This window comes from Reichenbachiella faecimaris (assembly GCF_900176375.1).
Taxonomy (GTDB): domain Bacteria; phylum Bacteroidota; class Bacteroidia; order Cytophagales; family Cyclobacteriaceae; genus Reichenbachiella; species Reichenbachiella faecimaris.
The window spans coordinates 1012756-1030852 of record NZ_FWYF01000001.1 but is presented as its reverse complement, the minus strand read 5'-3'; the positions used below and the strand labels follow the sequence as shown (position 1 = coordinate 1030852).

General features: G+C 39.2%; 8 protein-coding genes. 1 reads left to right on the top strand and 7 read right to left on the bottom strand.

All coding sequences use genetic code 11. The features are described from left to right. Positions 1 to 9: 9 nt before the first annotated feature. The 6 genes from B9A58_RS04275 to B9A58_RS04250 all read right to left on the bottom strand — a co-directional run bounded on the left by B9A58_RS04275 (position 10) and on the right by B9A58_RS04250 (position 8091). Positions 10 to 1575 (bottom strand): hypothetical protein, encoded by a 1566-nt coding sequence (locus B9A58_RS04275; RefSeq protein ID WP_084371178.1) that lies wholly within the window; start codon positions 1573 to 1575, stop codon positions 10 to 12. After that, positions 1572 to 2315, bottom strand: a complete 744-nt coding sequence (locus B9A58_RS04270) for a hypothetical protein (protein WP_084371177.1) — start codon at positions 2313 to 2315, stop codon at positions 1572 to 1574. The genes B9A58_RS04275 and B9A58_RS04270 overlap by 4 nt, the downstream gene beginning before the upstream one ends. Continuing rightward, positions 2309 to 5275, bottom strand: coding sequence for a WD40 domain-containing protein (locus B9A58_RS04265; RefSeq protein WP_084371176.1), 2967 nt, complete (start codon positions 5273 to 5275; stop codon positions 2309 to 2311). The genes B9A58_RS04270 and B9A58_RS04265 overlap by 7 nt, the downstream gene beginning before the upstream one ends. A 355-nt stretch (positions 5276 to 5630) precedes the next feature. After that, the gene (locus B9A58_RS04260) at positions 5631 to 6407 is read right to left on the bottom strand and encodes a hypothetical protein (protein ID WP_084371175.1); all 777 of its coding nucleotides are present in this window, start codon (positions 6405 to 6407) and stop codon (positions 5631 to 5633) included. 17 nt (positions 6408 to 6424) lie between these two features. Further along, entirely contained in the window at positions 6425 to 7189 is a 765-nt protein-coding gene (locus tag B9A58_RS04255) for a hypothetical protein (RefSeq protein WP_084371174.1), read from the bottom strand. 143 nt (positions 7190 to 7332) lie between these two features. After that, the gene (locus tag B9A58_RS04250; protein WP_139793732.1) at positions 7333 to 8091 is read right to left on the bottom strand and encodes a hypothetical protein; all 759 of its coding nucleotides are present in this window, start codon (positions 8089 to 8091) and stop codon (positions 7333 to 7335) included. 335 nt (positions 8092 to 8426) lie between these two features. Here B9A58_RS04250 and B9A58_RS04245 point away from each other — a divergent pair, with 335 nt between their 5' ends. Beyond that, a complete protein-coding gene (locus B9A58_RS04245) occupies positions 8427 to 8996 on the top strand; it encodes a uracil-DNA glycosylase family protein (protein WP_084371172.1) in 570 nt (189 codons plus the stop codon). Between the two features lie 42 nt (positions 8997 to 9038). Here B9A58_RS04245 and B9A58_RS04240 read toward each other — a convergent pair whose 3' ends face one another. After that, positions 9039 to 17945, bottom strand: coding sequence for a T9SS type A sorting domain-containing protein (locus B9A58_RS04240; RefSeq protein WP_084371171.1), 8907 nt, complete (start codon positions 17943 to 17945; stop codon positions 9039 to 9041). Positions 17946 to 18097 lie beyond the last annotated feature (152 nt).

The window sequence follows — 18097 nt, the reverse complement described above, 5'->3', positions numbered from 1 at the left end:
AAGAAAACTTTACAAGCTTGAAGCATATATTTTGGTTGTGAATTGAATATTAGCAGATAAAGGAACTCCATCGTGGTCAATGGCATCTATGATTATATCACCTATAAGCGTACCACCAATATCAAGATGATCAAAACTAAATTCATTGATAATTATACTTGAATTAATTAGGGTGATATTTTCAGAATTTGGAAGTAATAATTCAGAAACAAATTCTTCTGATAACGTAAGGTCACCGTCATCAGATGATTGCTTGATCTCAAACCTTAGCTGCTCAGTGGATTCGGGGCCTAGTCCATCCAGACGATTCAATTTTATACGATAATAGCAAGCGTCTTCTTCGCACCGAACATAGCAACCAAATTCATCTTCATTAGAAAACAAATGAACGTCAGATGACGTGCCGTCATCAATAGATACCGTCGCGCTGCCACCCAGCCATTTCTGAAATTTTTCTTTTTCTAATCCGATCACATACGTTCCACTCTCATTGATTTGAGTTTCAAAAATAAAGACAGGGTCACTTCTGTTTATACCCGTACTTAGTTTTTCAATAACTTTGTCTTCTTCAATATCCACTTTGTAAATGGCGATTTCGTTAGCATAATCGCCCATTTTAAAGGGATACCTGTAGTTGACTGTCATAAAGAGATCGGCAGCTTTTTCGGAATCATAACTATGTAGTTCAACATGGTATAGATGGTAATCTGCCTCATTTGGCAAAGCGATTATACCGTCAATCTCGAATTCTTCATAGGCATGAAAGTAATCTAGCTCTCTAATTTCAAAGGGAATAAGAGGAAAGTCTCTGACCGTATTGATTTCCCAATAGGCAGGAGGAATAAATGAATTAGGAGGGATAATTAGAAAGTTGCCATCAGCGAACGTAGAAAAAAATTTTAAATCAATAATGACAGGTTCAATATTGGTGGATTCACAGAAAAAATTACCTTGAGAATAGTCATCTGGATTGGAAATGGTGTCATTCAATGTCAGGACATTATGAAATGCATAAACTGTCTCATCAGTAGCATCAATTTCTATGGTGATCAAGTTTTCATCTGTATTATATTCATATTCTATCAATTCAACTGGGCGATCATATACCCAATCTCCTAATTGATCTTGATAAAGCTTCGTACGTGAGATGGGTGAATAGAAGCAAACTGGCTCAGCTAGATCAAGATCAAATGACCGCACGCGATAACTAAATTTCACTGGCAGATTGAATTCGACTTCTGGTTCCAATTCCCAGCCAGAGCCGAAATAAACGACCACTTCAGAAGTATCCCCAAAAACATCAATATCAGTATATAAATGCTGAACCTCAACATACTGGAGGTCAAAAACAAACTCCTCGTCAAGTGCTCCAGAAGGAATGTCCAATATCCCATCAATGATTGTTTCATGTAGAGAAATTTCTGGAATACTTCCATCGTAAAAAATAATTTTTCCTCCTTCAGGACCTATACTCCGTGATAGGGTTTCTGGATCTATTTGGTCATATAAATCAGCTTCCAAACAAGCTGTCAGCACAAAAGTGATAGTCCATATGATATTAATCCAACGGCTCATTGACGTTTGGTCAGGTAAATGCTTAGCAGGTCGATTCCCAGGGAAATGGTCAATTGATTTGCAGATTTATAAAAACCTCGATTATCAATAGAACTTATATTTTGGTCATAGTTTATACCCAAATAGTAGTTGTACCACTTGAACAGGACACCTGCTGATCCATAAATAATTAGAGGTTTAAAATCCATTGACTGATTAACTAAGTAGCCCTCTGTAATTGGATAATTAATCCAATTTTCATTTACAAATGATTCGTTACTTACACCTTTACCACCGCTATACCTTCTGTCTTCAATAGAAAGCATGCATTTTGCAAGAACACCCATGTATGGAATTATTTGAATAACCGAGTGAGCGACTAGTGTATAACCGACCTGTAATCTCTCGTCCAATGTGATGATTTTAACAGCAAATTTCTCTTCAAAATATTCATCTTGGTGCAATGAGTAACCAGATTCTTTTTTAATCACGTTTATTGTTCTTACGAGACCAATTTCGTTCTTAAGGAAGAACCTGTTTTTTGCTTGATATGATACGTATAAGACTGGATAAACCCTGTCTACAGTTTCATCCAAATCCAAAATAAAACTGTAATTCCAAAAGGACAAATAATGTGTTTCGGGTGTTACACTATACCTTTGTAAGGGTTGATTTACGCCTAGGCCAATATTCAAAGATTGTCCATTAGTGACAAACACAACAGTGATGAGCATGATAGCCGAAAGTAGAAGCCTTACCATATTCTGAAATCACTTTTTAGATTTTCAACTCTGGAAGTGGGTTTTTGTCTTCCACCAGTCATTTTGGTAACCTGTTCAAAGATGTATTCTTGTAATTCGGAAAGCATGATCTTGTTATTTCCGTCCAGATCGGCTGAACCGTCTTTTAATCCTTTCAATAAACAAAATGTAAAAACTCCATTATTCCATTCTGATCCTTCCATGGCATATTCAGCCCCTCCCGCAGAAGAAATCACAGTAGAACCATTTGAATCTCGCATGTCCGCAAAAAGGGATTTTGACAAGTCAAAAGAACTTTGCAATGACATGCTAGTTTTTTGAGTGACGGTGGCTCCAACATTTCTGAAAATAACATCACCAAATTCAGTAGATTCATTATATGCCAACGTCACTTCATCTTTATCTAATTCTCCAGAATGACAAGCGTCTATAAAAAGGGATTTCTTTCTGGATTTTGTTTGAGAAAGCAAAGACTCCAATTGATCATAAGAGAGTCCTCTTTCAGAAGGATTTGAAAAATCAACATCATAGGTGGCTAGGTAGTAATCAAGATTTGAATCCAAGACACCATGTCCAGCTATTGAAAGTAATACCACGTCATCTACAGAGGCGGCTGATATGAAAGATTTAATTTTGCCTAAGCTTTCTAGTTTAAATTCTGCATCCGTGATGGTGAGTGTTTTAATCTCATTGAACAATTTTGATTCACCGAATTGATTAGCAATATCGATCGCATCCTTGGCAGCATACTTCAAGTTATAGGCCGATTGTTGATATTCTGAGGCACCAATGGTCACTAGGTACAAATCTGGTTGAATCCCAGATCCTGAATAGGTGATGTTGAATGTTTCTTTTAGAGATGAAATGCCTGATTTATTCCTTACATAAAGTTGTATTTCATTCAATCCTGAACTTAATTCTATTTCAATTTGACCATGCCATCTCTTGCCGGAAGTAATATCAAATCCTTCTTCACCCTGACTTGGGACACCGTTCACAGAGAGATAAAATTTGTCTAGATCGCTTTCCTCATCCTGAGCGGAGACGTTAATTTTCAAAGTATTAATTTTTGTTGAAATTTGATGGTTGGTATTATAAGTCATTTCTGGTATATCATCAGAAACACGCAATTCCTCAGGACGAATGCCTAATTTTTGAAGTCGTTTATTGTAGGCTCTGGAGTAGTTTAAAACGAATTCGTCATCGATGTGAGTGAGCCTTCCAAATACAATATCCGGTCGATTGTAAATCAAATCAAATTGGTCAAAGGAGAGTATACGGTTATTGAATAAAAATCCAACATTTTCGAGTGCCCCTTTAGTAGCAAAGTAATGGTTGTCTGGATCGACAAAAATGAAGTCTTTGTCTCCTGAGGTAGAATAACTAACCAATTGGTCACCTTTGAAATCCCAAAATTTGACCGTGCCATCCCAGCTTGAAGTTGCGATCATTTCATGCTTAGGATTAAAAGCAATAGAGGATACTGCATCTGTGTGGTTTGTATTTGCGCTGAACAGCTCCTTTTTTGAATTCAAGTCTTGTAAAATGAGTTCGTTTTCTTTTATGTAGGCAAATAATTTCCTATCAATATCTGTGCTTTGTGCATCAAATTTGGGTTTGAAGGGATATATGTTTTTGAAATATTTTATTTTATTTTTCCGCCCTTTGGTTTTTATTAATTTGTCTTTTCGGGTTTTTGAACTAATGCATTCATTAGAGGCTAAGTCCCATGAAATTACCATAGGCTGCCTTTTCTTATAAAATCCTTGGGTTTTTGAAGCCCACTTCTTAGAAGCCCAGAATTCAACATTGTTAGTATTGAATGACATGATGCTATCAATAGAAATACTTGCGTTTGGGGCAATAAGTTCAGTGAACTTGCCAAGTTCTATCTGATTAGACAACGTGAACCCATTAGGAGAGAGATGACTTTTTTTAAAACTCCCGTTCTCGTAAGCTAGATATAGGTGTTCTCCGTCATCACTAAAAACGATGTCATTAATTCTATTTCCAGTGCCAGATAACGTCCTGCTGAGCTTTCCTGATGATAAATCCCAAATTCGAATAATTTTATCTGTTCCTGCACTTGCAAGAAATCCCGAGGAGTTTGAAAGAACAAGTGCTCTTACTTGACCATCATGACTATTCAAATTATACTTGATTCTATTTTTTAAGATGTCATACACAGAGATTTGACCATCTCTGTTTGCAGCGACCAAAAAATTATTGGAAATATCTACGTCATAAAAATTCTTCCATATTCGGTTAGATTTAACTTCGAAATTATCTTTTTTGTAAATAGACTTTCTAAAATATTTCCCATTTGGAGCGCCACCATATAGATAATTGTTTGTTGAGTCAAAAACTAAGTGGTGAGCGGATATGTGGTATTCGGCAAGAATATTGGAAGTCTCAAGATCAATCACTTTTGATTTTCTGTTTTTCCCTCCAGTTGCGAGGAGCTTGTTATTAGGAGAGACGGCAACTACATCGATTCTACTACCACGATCAGAGGTTATTTCACTGACTTGGAAATTTACCATATCTACTGAACTGACCACTTGAGTACCTACAAATAGATCTTTTCCGCTATTGTAAAAGGATATGGAGCCAACTTCATCCTCGAAGTCGACTGTTTTAATCTCCATGCCGTTAGGGTACTCGAATATTTTAACAGATCCATCAAGTGATGCTGTAGCTAGCCAATTTTTTTCAGGATGAAAATGAATGGCCACCACTTCATCCTTATGACCACTAAGGATATTCATTTGTTTGCCGGAGTTCACATCCCAAAGAATGACATTGTTGTCAGCTCCTCCTGAAGCGATTATTTGATCGTCAGGGCTGTAGGCAAGGCAATTAATTGGGCCAGAATGACCAGTCTGAACAGAAAGAGTTGTTTGCTGTGCTAACGCAGCAAAAACAAAAAAAATGCTATTTAGAAAAAAAATGCATTTCATACTTTAAGAAGGTAATAAAAAAACAATTGTCTGGCAAGAGTGGGGCTTTCAAAAAGAATTTGGTAGAGACTAAATGACTTACTAAAATCAAATTTTATTGAATATTATTGAGTTTTTCATTCGCCTAAAAGCAACGTTGTTTCCAAAGTTCAATTGTCTAGAGGAAGGTTAATTGAGATCTAATTTGAAGTAGCATCGCCTTCGTGACTGACGGAAGATGATGATTAGATACATTCATAATAAAATTGACAGCTTTGAGTCAAAAGAATTATTTTAGATACTGATCAGACCACTGTTTTAGAAAAAAGCATACATTATTCCACTAATTAATTCTTTAAAAAGGAAGGGCTTGTGGCTATTTTAAAAGAATGGTGATGGAATATTCTCCATCACCATAGTTGATATCACTATAGCCGATCTTCGTATATTTTTCAGATGTCCATTCAGGCTGCATTGTCGATTCACTCAAATACAATCCAATAAATTCTTCAGGTGTTGTTTTATTGCCTTCTCCACCACCACCACTAATAGTGTAGTATTTATACGCTTCTAGATTTACTTCGGCTTCTATAAACATGCTCATGTCAAAATCTTTTGCAACCTGAGTCAATTTGTCATCTATGATCAATGCTTTAGAAGAAACCATAGTTCGCCAATCATTCATCCTACGAATGACTTCCATTCCGAAATGGCTAATTTCTCTACCTTGAAATGATTTCACTTCGAAATCCAGCGTGCCCATTAATTTTTCGCCTGCAAGAGGAATGATGCCACTGGCTCCTTGCATGGATACATAATCTGGACAGATTGATTTAATAGTCATATTAATTTCCGAATCTATTACAGGATCAAAACTGACTTTAATTCCTTTTTCTTTTCGGAAAATAGATGAGGTAGGAATGATTTCATTTTTTTCATTTTCGGCCATTATTTTCAACTCACAATGGTTTTGATAAAAGGGGACAGAAATATAAATGGTTTTGGGAATATTTGTATAGAAGGCTGGCGCGTTCTGATGTCCATAAACTAACTCATAACAGACTATGGTTGGGGGGATGTCAATAGTTATTTTTTCTTGAGCTAAGGCATGAAAACTAAGAATTAAGGATACGCTTGAGATGATATATTTCATATTATTAATGATTAAAATTAGATCAACAGAATTCGATGTAAACACTTGATTCCGTTAGCTTCAAATTCGATGTGAATGAACTGACCCTTATGTAAGGTTGTGTTTTCACGTTTCAATCTGGTCAAAACATTTTTTGGTATTTTGTCTATAGTTGGGAATGTCAAAATATTTCGCATGACGTAATCTGACAGTGAAATGGTTATGTTTTCTATTTTAATTTCAGAATTGGGATATAATCCCAAAGTTGAACTGGGAATGTTGCTAATCTTGAGTTGACTACTTCCACTTGAAAGTGAATCTTCATTGATTAGAATCACCGCAGGATAAGGAAGCACTTTTACTTCGAAAAATGCAAAATTTTGTTGATCCTCAGCCTTCTTCAACTCACTTGAGTTTAAAGCGTTGGATTTGGATTTGAAATAGGAATTCGTAGGGCAATTTGTGCTTAAGAAGCCAGTGTAAACACCAGACCTCTTTGGATAAAAGGTTAAACTAAGATTGCCATCAGATTCTATCTTTTGTTCGACTTCTAGGGGCTGAGAATTTGGGTCATTCAAATTTACATGGCACGAACAAGTACTAGTTAGAGCTGAAGTGTTTATATAAAAAACACTTTTGGTGAATTGATAATATTCTGGTTTTTTTTGTGTCTTGTTTTCTGATTTATACACCTCAATTTTGCGACCCACTTCAATGATTGCGCTATCAAGGCTCTGGGCATTAAGAGGGATAGCCGCTAATAAACTAAGTGAGGTTAAACATGAAATAATGCAAGTTTTCATTTTCATAGGTATCTTATTGGTTCAATTATCACCTTCTTTAAATATGTATTTCTTTGAGTGCTGACTTCAACAGGGTGGAATAAGAGCTAAACGAAACTCAACAACTACTTACTTCATCTTGTTAGATCTACAACCTCATGATTTTATGGTTTTTTTATATGCTTAATCCCTAGATTCCCAGCAGAGTCAATTGCATGAAAATACAAATAGGTAGTGTAATAATCTTGGGAGGATACTTCGAATCCAATAAGCCTTGAATTTTTTTTAAACCCAGCAACTTCAATTTTTTTTGGCCATGACCAAGTAGATTTTCCACGTTTAGAAAAGTATATCTGACCCCACTTGTCGAAACACAAATACCCGCTTCCAAGATATATATTATCAATGGACGATAAGTAAGGTTTTAAGTCAAAGGTGTTGCCACTTGGATCATCGAACCGCATAAGCTCGAATTTATATTTGTTGTAGTCATCTTCCCAATTCAATTTAACATTATAAAGCAGCGTGTCATCTTTATTGCCTAATAGAAGGAATTGTGCAAAATCATCTTTTGGCCCTGCAAAATCTACAATCCAGTGGCCTTTCGGAATGTCAAATGATAATTTTTCAGGCTCTCCCCAGACAGGAAGTGTAATGTTCGCAAACTCATTGAACGTTGAATCGAAAACATGATAGAGGTTATCTCTCTTTGAGATGCGAAATAAGTGATTGACACTATCTGTTTTACCAAGAAAATATACTTCCCTACCTAAGGAACTAATAATTGGATTAAAACAATTTTCCAGATTTGAACGAATTGGAATTGATTTTAATTCTGACCAACCGTCTGGATTAACTTGTATCTGTTCTCCACTTTTTAGTACATAATTTGAATTAGGACTTTGAAGATTAAATGAAAACATAAGCTTATTTCTTCCTTCTATAAGTTGATGCGTCACTAATAAGTTGGATTCTAAGTGAATTCTTTCGGGATGATTTCTAAAATTGGAAGGAATAATCGATAATGAATCTGGAAGTGTCTGTGACAAATTCTCGTCCGAATTATTTAACGAACTACAACTAGTTAGTAGAGTAGCACATCCAAAAAGAAAAATAAATATTTGAAAGAATTTCCTCATTTATTTCTGTGAAAAATAGTGGGCTGTTATTTTTTGCTCATACCAATTTAATCTATTTTTCTTTTTTGTCAATTTGGTATGTTTGTGATACTACCAATAGATAGTTTTATTTCGATTGCATGAAAACTCAACTAAATGAAATAAGGAGCTGCACCATCTGCTCGGCTCACCTGCCACAGGGTACCAGACCTGTTCTAGCTGCTGACCCTTCGAGTAAAATTGTGATCATTGGGCAAGCGCCAGGCGCCAGAGTACACGAGACTGGCGTACCGTGGGATGATAAGAGTGGAGAGAATTTGAGAGGCTGGCTTGGAGTTGACGAGCATACCTTTTATGACCCTAGTCAAATAGCTTTATTGCCCATGGGGTTTTGCTATCCGGGCAAGGGTAAATCAGGGGATTTGCCACCCAGACCAGAATGTGCTCCCCAGTGGCATGATAAAGTTCTGAGCTTATTGAAAGAAGTACGATTGACACTGCTGATTGGTCAGTATGCCCAGCAATATTATTTAGGCAACGAGACAAAAAAAACCTTGACAGAAACAGTTCGCAGTTTTAAGGATTATTTACCAGACTATTTTGTGTTGCCTCACCCTTCTCCGCGCAACAATATCTGGAGAGCTAAAAATCGTTGGTTTGATGAGACAGTGCTTCCTGAGCTTCAAAAAAAGGTAGAGTCAGTCTTGTAAAAGAAAGCAGCATATACCGTCTGTACATGCTTGCTTTACGATTTACTTGATAATTAATCTTTCGATTTTTTGGTTATGGGCTTGCTGGATGGTCATTAAATAAATACCAGCATCTAGACCAGAAGGTATGCGTAATTGATACTCGGCTGTACCTAGTTTTGGGTTGATCTCTTCCATATAAACGAAGTTGCCAGATAGGTCTGAGAGCAGCACTTTAACCAATGAATTTTCATCACCACTTGAGATTCTAAGATTGACATTATATGAGAATGCCGGGTTTGGAAATACAGTGGTCTCAATACCCTGTTTGAATGAATCGTTGTTGACAGTTACAGCCGGAAATGTTGTTTTCTTACCGTCAAAATCGGTTTGAGCCAGTCTATAATAAGAGATTCCAAAATAGGGACGATCATCTACGAAGCTATAATGAATGATCTCATTAGCAGTTCCTTGTCCTGTCACTTCTCCAATGACTTCATACATTTCGCCATTTGCTGATCTTTCGATTTCAAAGTAGTCATTGTTGAGCTCTGATGAAGTGATCCAATTTATGTCTACCTGACCATCATTCAGTGTTGCGGTAAATTCTACCAATTCTACCGGAAGTGCTACTGGAGTAATGCCCCCGAATGAAAAAGTGCTGGACGAAAAGTCTGAAGCCACTTGAGAAGTGATTGAACCACTGGTTTCGTCGCCAGCAGGAGACCCTCCAAGATTCACCCATTCGCCAGAAGAAGGGCCATCATATATAGTCACTCTTACGTCTTCTATCACATCTACTCCCATTCCAGCTATTACACCTAATTCTACCACGGCACTATTGGTTCCACTTGGGGTTATGATCCAAGTGTTTATCGCACTAATCTCAACCATGGCACCATACCCAGGATTGGTAGTTATATCAATGGGTTGTTCGTCATTGGCATTGGATCCGAAATATTCAACTGTCCAATTTTGTCCTCCCGTACCTACATTTTCTATACGAGCATAACCATACCTGCCGCTCGTGCCAACAGGAAATGTAAAATTTCCACTTGCAGCTACGCCATTCTTGGTCAGTGGGCCAGCGACATAACTGCTGGAGCTTCCACCAGATATACTCCCTGTTGAGGTGATGGTCATTGTATTTGATGCATTTGTAACTATGTTTCGTGCAGTCAATGTCAAAATACCATCCACTTCCACATCATTGTTGCCACCATCTATGATGCTTAAGTTACCAGATGCTTTATTTACAGTCAGACGATTGAAGGCTGAGCTGCCAGTGAAGTCACCTGTTATAAACTGATTGGCAGTGCCATCTGCAGTAAATGTGTTGGTCGTTGCATCAACAGTAAAACTACCAGACGACTTTGTGATATCTCCAGCGAAATTGACATTACAGGAATTAGCCCCTGAAATGGTGCCGCCAGCTATGGTCAAGTCTCCTTCTAAGTCTATTGATCCATTGCTTCCTAAAGCCAACGTGCCCCCATCAAGATTCAAATCCCCTAAAATGATCAAATCATTATTGCCTAATTCAATCGTGCCAGCAGTCAAGGTGACATCACCATTGACGGTGAAAGTGGTGTTGCTTCCCAAATCTAAAATACCATTGGTGAGGGTCACGCTTCCTAATACTTCTACTGCTACACTGAAGTCATTGTTTAGTGTAGTTCCTCCTCTCAGTTCTAAATCATTACAAATTGTGATATCCGTATTAGGGAAGGATTTAGTGCCTATCCCATCAATCAGTAGATTTCGAAGATTTGCAATCTGATCTGGTAGCGTATAGTCATCGTCATCATTAAAAGCTAATGTTCCTCCTGTAGAACAATTAAAGAAATCATCATAAATACCAGCAGGTAAGTTCCCACTTCCAGAAACTACCAAAGTACCTGTGCCAGAAACTCTTCCTAATCGAGCGTTAGTGGCTAATGCCGAAACAGTCAGTGTACCATCAATAACAGTCTTGTATGCTAAAAGGTCTGAATCATCCATGATGATTTCATCTCCAGCTTGTATTTCCACTATGGCACCCCTTGGGGCAGAATTGGTATCCCATGAGCCATTTGTAGTCCAATTGCCAGTGCCTCCCATCACATTCGAAATTACAGTTTGAACCTGATCGGGCACAGCACCATCTACACCAGCAGTATAGTCACCCCCAAGCTCTCCATCACCTGATGAACTGCTAATGTCAAATGATAAAGTGTTTGAGCCATCTCTAGATTGGTAATTAAAACCAGTTTCTAACTTATTCCATGTATCTGAGTCATCTGGCAAAAGTCTGGCTGTATTATAATCATCTAGTGTAAATGGAGAAGTAACATAAGCGTCTGAGCCGTGATAGGTAAATGTGAAGTTGCCAGTAAAGTCGGTCATGCCGTTGGAGGTCACTTCCCAGTAGTATTGAAGCACGTTGTCGGCATCTACAAACTCAGGACTGTCTACATCTTCTTGCACGTTGGGGTGTGGCTCATCAGCAGCTCTTACGGCAATGGTCGCATTGGTTTCACTGTTTTGTGTGAGTGTAATGACTACTGGTGTGTATTTATTGCCAGACCCAATAGGGTAGGTGAATGGACTTGCACTGGTTCCATTATAAACTTTGATTACCCCTGCATCAGTAAAGCTTCTTCTAGTCTGAACCATTTTTGAAGAAGAAAATCCGCCCCCACTGGCGTCTACAAAGGTAGCGTCTTCGTTCATGGTCAATTGGAAACCTTGAATATCTAAAGAGCCCGTATTCAACCGCACTTGTTCTGTAATTATTACATCGTCATTGATCGTTACATCTGAAGCATTGTTTACCTCAATTCTACTAAATGTGCCTGTTCCAGTTATTTTTTGAGGGGCTGTTCCAGCCAGAATAATACCACTGTTGGTTTTGGATATGTTCGTATTGGTATGAATGGCAGTATTGTTCACTGTACTGGAAACAGTAATGTTATTGTCATTGTCATCTAAAGTACCAGATGTAATATCCAATTTATTTTGAACAACCAAGTCATTGGCCAACTGGACAGTGTTTGCGCCAGTTTTACTCAAATTATAGAATGTAGTAGCTCCAGTAATGATTTGAGTGCTTGAGCCATTGAATGTAGTGGTATTGGTGTTAGAGGTAAATGTGCCATTGTTAGTAAAGTTGCCAGCAATGTTCAAGGCCAGCCCTGACGCATCCATGGTTGTATTTGCTTCAATGGTCAAATCGTTGTTCAGTGTCAACGATGTGTTCAATAAACTCAGTGTAGGGTAGTCTGACGTTCCTGAAGAATTATCAACCACGAGGTCATATAGGCTAATTGTACTTTTGATTGTTAAGTCCTCAGAGCCTGATGATGTAGAAGTGTGGCCAAACTGAATGGTGGTGCCTGTGCCAATACTTGAGGAAGCAGGATCAAGAAATAAAGACGGAACTGAAGTATTTGCCAAATGGTTGGCAATGATGAGCGTACCACCTGTGAAATTAAATGAACTGCCTGTCTCTGAGACTTTAAACATTGGTTTAGTTGTCGTAGGAGTACCTCCAGTATTTGTGCCAATCAGTGCTGTACCACCAGATTGTGTGTAGTCCAATATTCCACCAGAGGTAATAGCAGATTCTCGAATTTGTGATCCTACCAGAAGCTGGGCAGTTCCGCTCAGGTCTATACTTGCAGAGCCAGAACTTGAATATTGAATGAAATTATTGTTACCTCCATCCATATCCAATATGCCTGTGCCATCCAGCGTGATGGCGCCATCTAATGTAATACCTAAATCATCCCCTAAGATTGTGATGGTGCCTGCACTTATCTGCAATCCAGCAGTAGATGGTATATCAAAATTAGTATCATTTGTTTCGTTGGTCAGCACAATGTCATTGGCATCTCCAATATTTGTGTCATTGATTACCAATACACCATTCTGCAACTCGATTGGCTGAACAGAGGCTGTTGGCGTACTGATCGTAAAGTCATCATTGAACGTAAAAGAATTGGTTTGACTATTCCCTTTGTTTATCACGATCCTATAGAGGTCTGGGACGGAGGTTGAGGTTCTTGCATAATTATTATCACTTTCTCCTTGTAGTTCCAATATTACTCTTGGCCTCGTGTTGTTAGCATTGTATAGATCCAGACTATGCCCATTTTCTGCTCCATGTATGATATCACCATGCAAGATCAAAGTATGCTCCAAGTCAGTGGCTGCGTCCGCCACAATCAAATCTCTATCTTGAGGATTGGTAAAAGGATCTTCCGTAAAGTCAATGTTGCCATTGACTGTAACTGTAACGGCCGGAGCCGAATTAGGGAATTGGAAGGTGCCTCCTATCCATGTGCCTATTATCAGATCTCCACCAATATTCATGTCTTGAACAGGGATAATGGTTCCATCTCCCTGGACTACGACATTGGCATTTGTGGTAATATTTTGATCGATAGTATAAGTGGCTGATTCCACCATCAAGTTAGGGATGGGTGTTGGGATGTTATTCAGTGTGGCCGTACCTCCAAAGTACAAATAATAGGAATCAGTATTTTCACCAAAGTCACCAAAGTCACCATTAACAGTAATGGCCTGTGTCGCATCAAAGGAAACCATACCAGTACCTGAAACCAGTCCTACGTTAAAAGTTCCAGCGGTCAAAAATTGAAGGCGTGGAATATCTTCTGATAGTGCATCTGGATAGGTGGTATAATCATGATCGAAAACAACTGCACCCAGGTCGTTGATAGCTGCAACAACATTGACTCTATGTGAGTCTCCTGCACCGTTGGACTGAATGATCACTACACTCCCTTCTGTAGGAACTTCTTGTGTCCCAGACCCATCTTGCTCATTTCTAGACCAGGTAGATGCTGTATTAAAATCTCCATCTTGCCTGGAGTAATAAATGGTAGGGCTATTATTGAACCTATTGTTATGACCAGCCCCGTAATAGGCACGGTCTAAATCCACGGTTGAGTTGTCAAATTTTATAGCATTTGTACTTGCAGTGTAGTCGTTTTGTGTTGATCTTGTAAATGGTGACTCGGCAAGTCCTTTTCCACATCTCCAGCTGCCAGTTCCCGAACCATCCAAATCGACTTCATCATGTGTAAAAACATAAGAGCTTATGGTTGGTACTGTACCAAAATCAGAATGATTGACTCTCCAGTAATAGCTCAATATTCCGCCTCCAGGGGGGTCGGCAGATGGAATTTCATCATCCGCCACACTGACTTGGATGTATCCGTCATCAGTAAAAGTGGCAATGGTAATGACGGCTGGTGTATACCTTGAGCCGTCAGTGACATCTTGATTGTTGGCGTCGGTCCCAATAGGGAAAGTAATTGAGCCTGTTCCGCTGATATACCATTCAATACCTCCGTCAGAAGCATTACCATCTGTTTGGACAAATCTGGCTGCTCCGTAATTAGTAATGGACGCAGATGCTCCTTCCATACGAAGTTTACTGGAGTTAATATCCAGCAACTGATCTTGTGCAAAGTCTAATGTGCCAGTGACTGCCTGATCTGCCAAGAAGCTAACATCATTGGTTGCGTCATTTAATGTAACATTGCCTAATACACCATTGTCATCTCCACTTATTGTATAGGTGCCAGAACCACCACTGAACTCTAACGCACCTGTGCCAGTACTTTGGTGGGTTCCAGAGTTTGACAGCGCGCCTTGAAGAATGATATCCTGATTCGCATTGTCAATAGATGCTCCAGATTCAATGGTGAGTGCGTTGGTGATCGTCATGTCACCACTGCTGATGGTCTTAAGGCCGGCACCAGAAGCTGTTACGTTATAGAAATCACCATAAGTACCAGCAAGTGTAATGGTCTGTGCCGCACCGCCGTTGAAAGAGGTTGTGTTGTTTCCGCCTTGTGTATAAGTAGATCCAGTTGCTATATTGAAATTACGACCTATCGTTAGGTTATTGCCATTGAGTCGGCTTTCTGTTCCACTTGAAAGAATGAAATCATTGGCTATGCGAATGTCTGATTGAAAATCTACAAACTGAGCCTCGTCATTAAGGATATTTAGGTTGTAAAAGTTTGGGGCAAATGCAATTTCAAATCCTTCTGCGGGGAGAGTAGTTGTTATATCAATTGCGATAGTTCCTCCAGTGACACTGTAGTTGCCTTCTGGAATGTTAATGTTGATGCCATTGATTTCTCCCGGGTCGGCCATGTCATTGTAGTCTTTGATAATGATACTGCCGCCAGACATATTGAATACACCATCATCCGCAATGAAATCAAAAATCCCTGAAGTAGTACTCCAATTATTTCCACCTTCTGTGTCGCCCAAAACGGTCAACACACCACCAGATTGTTGATAGACCACAGTGGCTGCACCTCCCTGATTTCTTAACTGGGTGATATCCATGGCCCCTCCCTCGATTTGTAAATGGGCAGCTCCTTGACTTGAATAAAATAAACCAGGAGCAGCATTCCCCTTATACACTCCATCTGTAAGTCTGAATTTTCCCATCATGAGAGGTGTTTGTTGTTGACCAGGGCCAGTTCTCACACCATTTATATCACCTGCTGTTAGCCCGGCATCTATAGCAACGATATCATTTTCGTCAGAGGTTGTGCCCCATACGATTACGTTAGGGCCATCCATCCACAATGCCCCAGTTTCTGGGATAATCCAGGAACCATTTCCTCCTTCTCCTAGATTTGTATCTCCCTCTGATAGGGATGGAATAAATGTATTTCCCGTAAGGTGTAATGTGCCGTTTTTAATAAATATGGGTTTACCTAAATTTGGGTTAGGGCTATTCGGGCTAGTTCCTATTTCGTTTCTGCCAAAGACTCTGAAATTTCCTACTGCTGAAGGGTTTACTGTAAGGATATAGGTTTGATCATTTCCTTTGTCCAACATGAAATCATAGAAGTTGGTCGTGTTATTACATGTTAGTGTGTTGTCTGTTTGACCTGTAAACCTGACGGTAACGGCTCCATCAGTAGGAAAGGTAGCAAAATCATAGCCTGGTAGGTTGGAGAAGTTGACGGTTCCATTGTTGATGAAATCCCCTGATATATTCAATCTATGGTATGTATCGTGGTAATCGCTAGGCGCGGTTGGTACAGCAATAGCACCAGTTCCTACTGAAATTTCGCCATTAGTATTTACACTTAAATCACCACTCAGATCAATTGTGATTTTGGTGGTAGCTGTATTGTCATTGATTTGAAAATCTCCTTGTGTAATTGTTAGGTCATTGTTGATGGTCAGGTCACTGGTTACAATGAGGTGTTGAGCAGAAGAACTAAAATTAAGCACCAAATTGTAGAAGGCTGTCAGACCAGAAGCTGGGGTTAAGTCCACATCACTCAAGCCATAGTACTCTACTGTACCTGCGCCTGCGCCTTCGCTAGTAAAGACACTTGCATCAGTGAACGTTGGTAAAATATCATCACTCAATCTGATGGTGCCTGATCCTTCTAGAGCTGTGACTGTGCCATGCCCTGTGCTGCTGCCAAAATCAAGCGTGCCATTGACGATCAGCTTGGTCAAGGTGCCAGACATATCACCATTGCCCACTTGGACTGTTTTGCCAGATAAAATGGTCACAATATCAGAAGCTGCAGTAGGTGAGGTGTCTGGGGTCAAACCATCAGGATTGTTGTAAATCGCACCTGCAGGATCTAATGTCCAAGTATTTGTGGATGACCAGTCCCCTGAATTTATGACATACCATTTTTTCGAGGTCGCAGGAACTCCCAAAGTGATGTATCCACTGGCGAATTCGGCATCTGTGAGTGTGAATTGGATTCTATCTCCATTAAAAACAGGATTGGTCACCATGGAGACTTGAGAAAAATCTCCAGAGGTTCCGGCTCGGGTCATTAGACTGAAATCTGTTGCTGTAAGGCCACTAACGTCCGTATAATGTCCTGATTCGATCAAATCGAATTCAATAATAACTCCTACGTTTCCAGATTTCTCTAGATGCCAAATTCTGTTGTATCTTTCTGTATTTGCAATGCCGGTCATATCAACAGAGGTTGAACTCAAATTGCTGTTGTTGTGACCAACGTAAATGTGATCATTATCTGACAGGGCATCAGCGCCATTTTCAGATAAATAAATTGAACCTCCCTGTCCAGTAGAGGCATTGTGTTCATCAGTATTCACTCGACTTATTCCTACTAAATTAAATCTGTAATTAGCGCCTGCTGCACTGAAATGATCATTTGTAATTGTAATCCCGAATTTTTCACTCAGGTAATTGTCAAGGACACGAGTTTCTCCTTCATTTAGAACCACATCATAGTAGATGATTTCAGCTATGTGCCCGTTCATGAAATTTGAATTGCCAACGTCACTTCCTATACGAATGCCTGTATGTGCAGCTATGGATGCGGAGACAGAAGTAACTTGCGTTGAAGAAGTACCATTTAATGATAGATCTAAGGTGCCAGATGCACCATCATAAGAAAAGCCCACGATATAATCCGAATCAGTACTTAATGCAGCGGAAGAAATAGTATGATTTGATGAGCTACTATATATGCCTACTGTAAACACTCCCCCTGAAATGGTAGCATACATACCATCAGTTGAGTTTCCTTGTTGATAAAGGTATTGCGTGGTAGTTACATCTGATCCGGTTTTGAATACAAAGTAAATGGTACGAGCAGTGGCACCTGAGGTATTGATACTGGCGTCATCTGCTAGGTCGAAATATTCCGTACTGGCAGAAGTAAACAAAATAGCAGGCTCACTATTGGATCCAATATTGACTGATACATCAAAAAAAGGATTGGTAGATGTGTTATTGTTAGTAGCGTCGTGGCTGTTGGCCTGATCAGACCAAGTGGTTACGTTATTGGTGCCATCATACGTCAACCCTTTGTCAGATCGCAGCCAAAATATATTATTGGTAGGAGTGCTGACGCCACCTGGGCCACTTTGACTATATGCACTGCATGTATAACAAATCGTAAAACAAAACGCAGTTATAATCTTCCACCTTTTCATCTAAGTAAATTCTTTTCAAGTAAACCTTGTTACAAAATAAATTCAGAATTTGTTCCTGAACATCCGTATTGTGCTCTAAATACAAAATACAAGTATTCCCCTAAATACCTAAGAGTATTTCCTACGAATCACCTAAAAAACTCGATGAATGA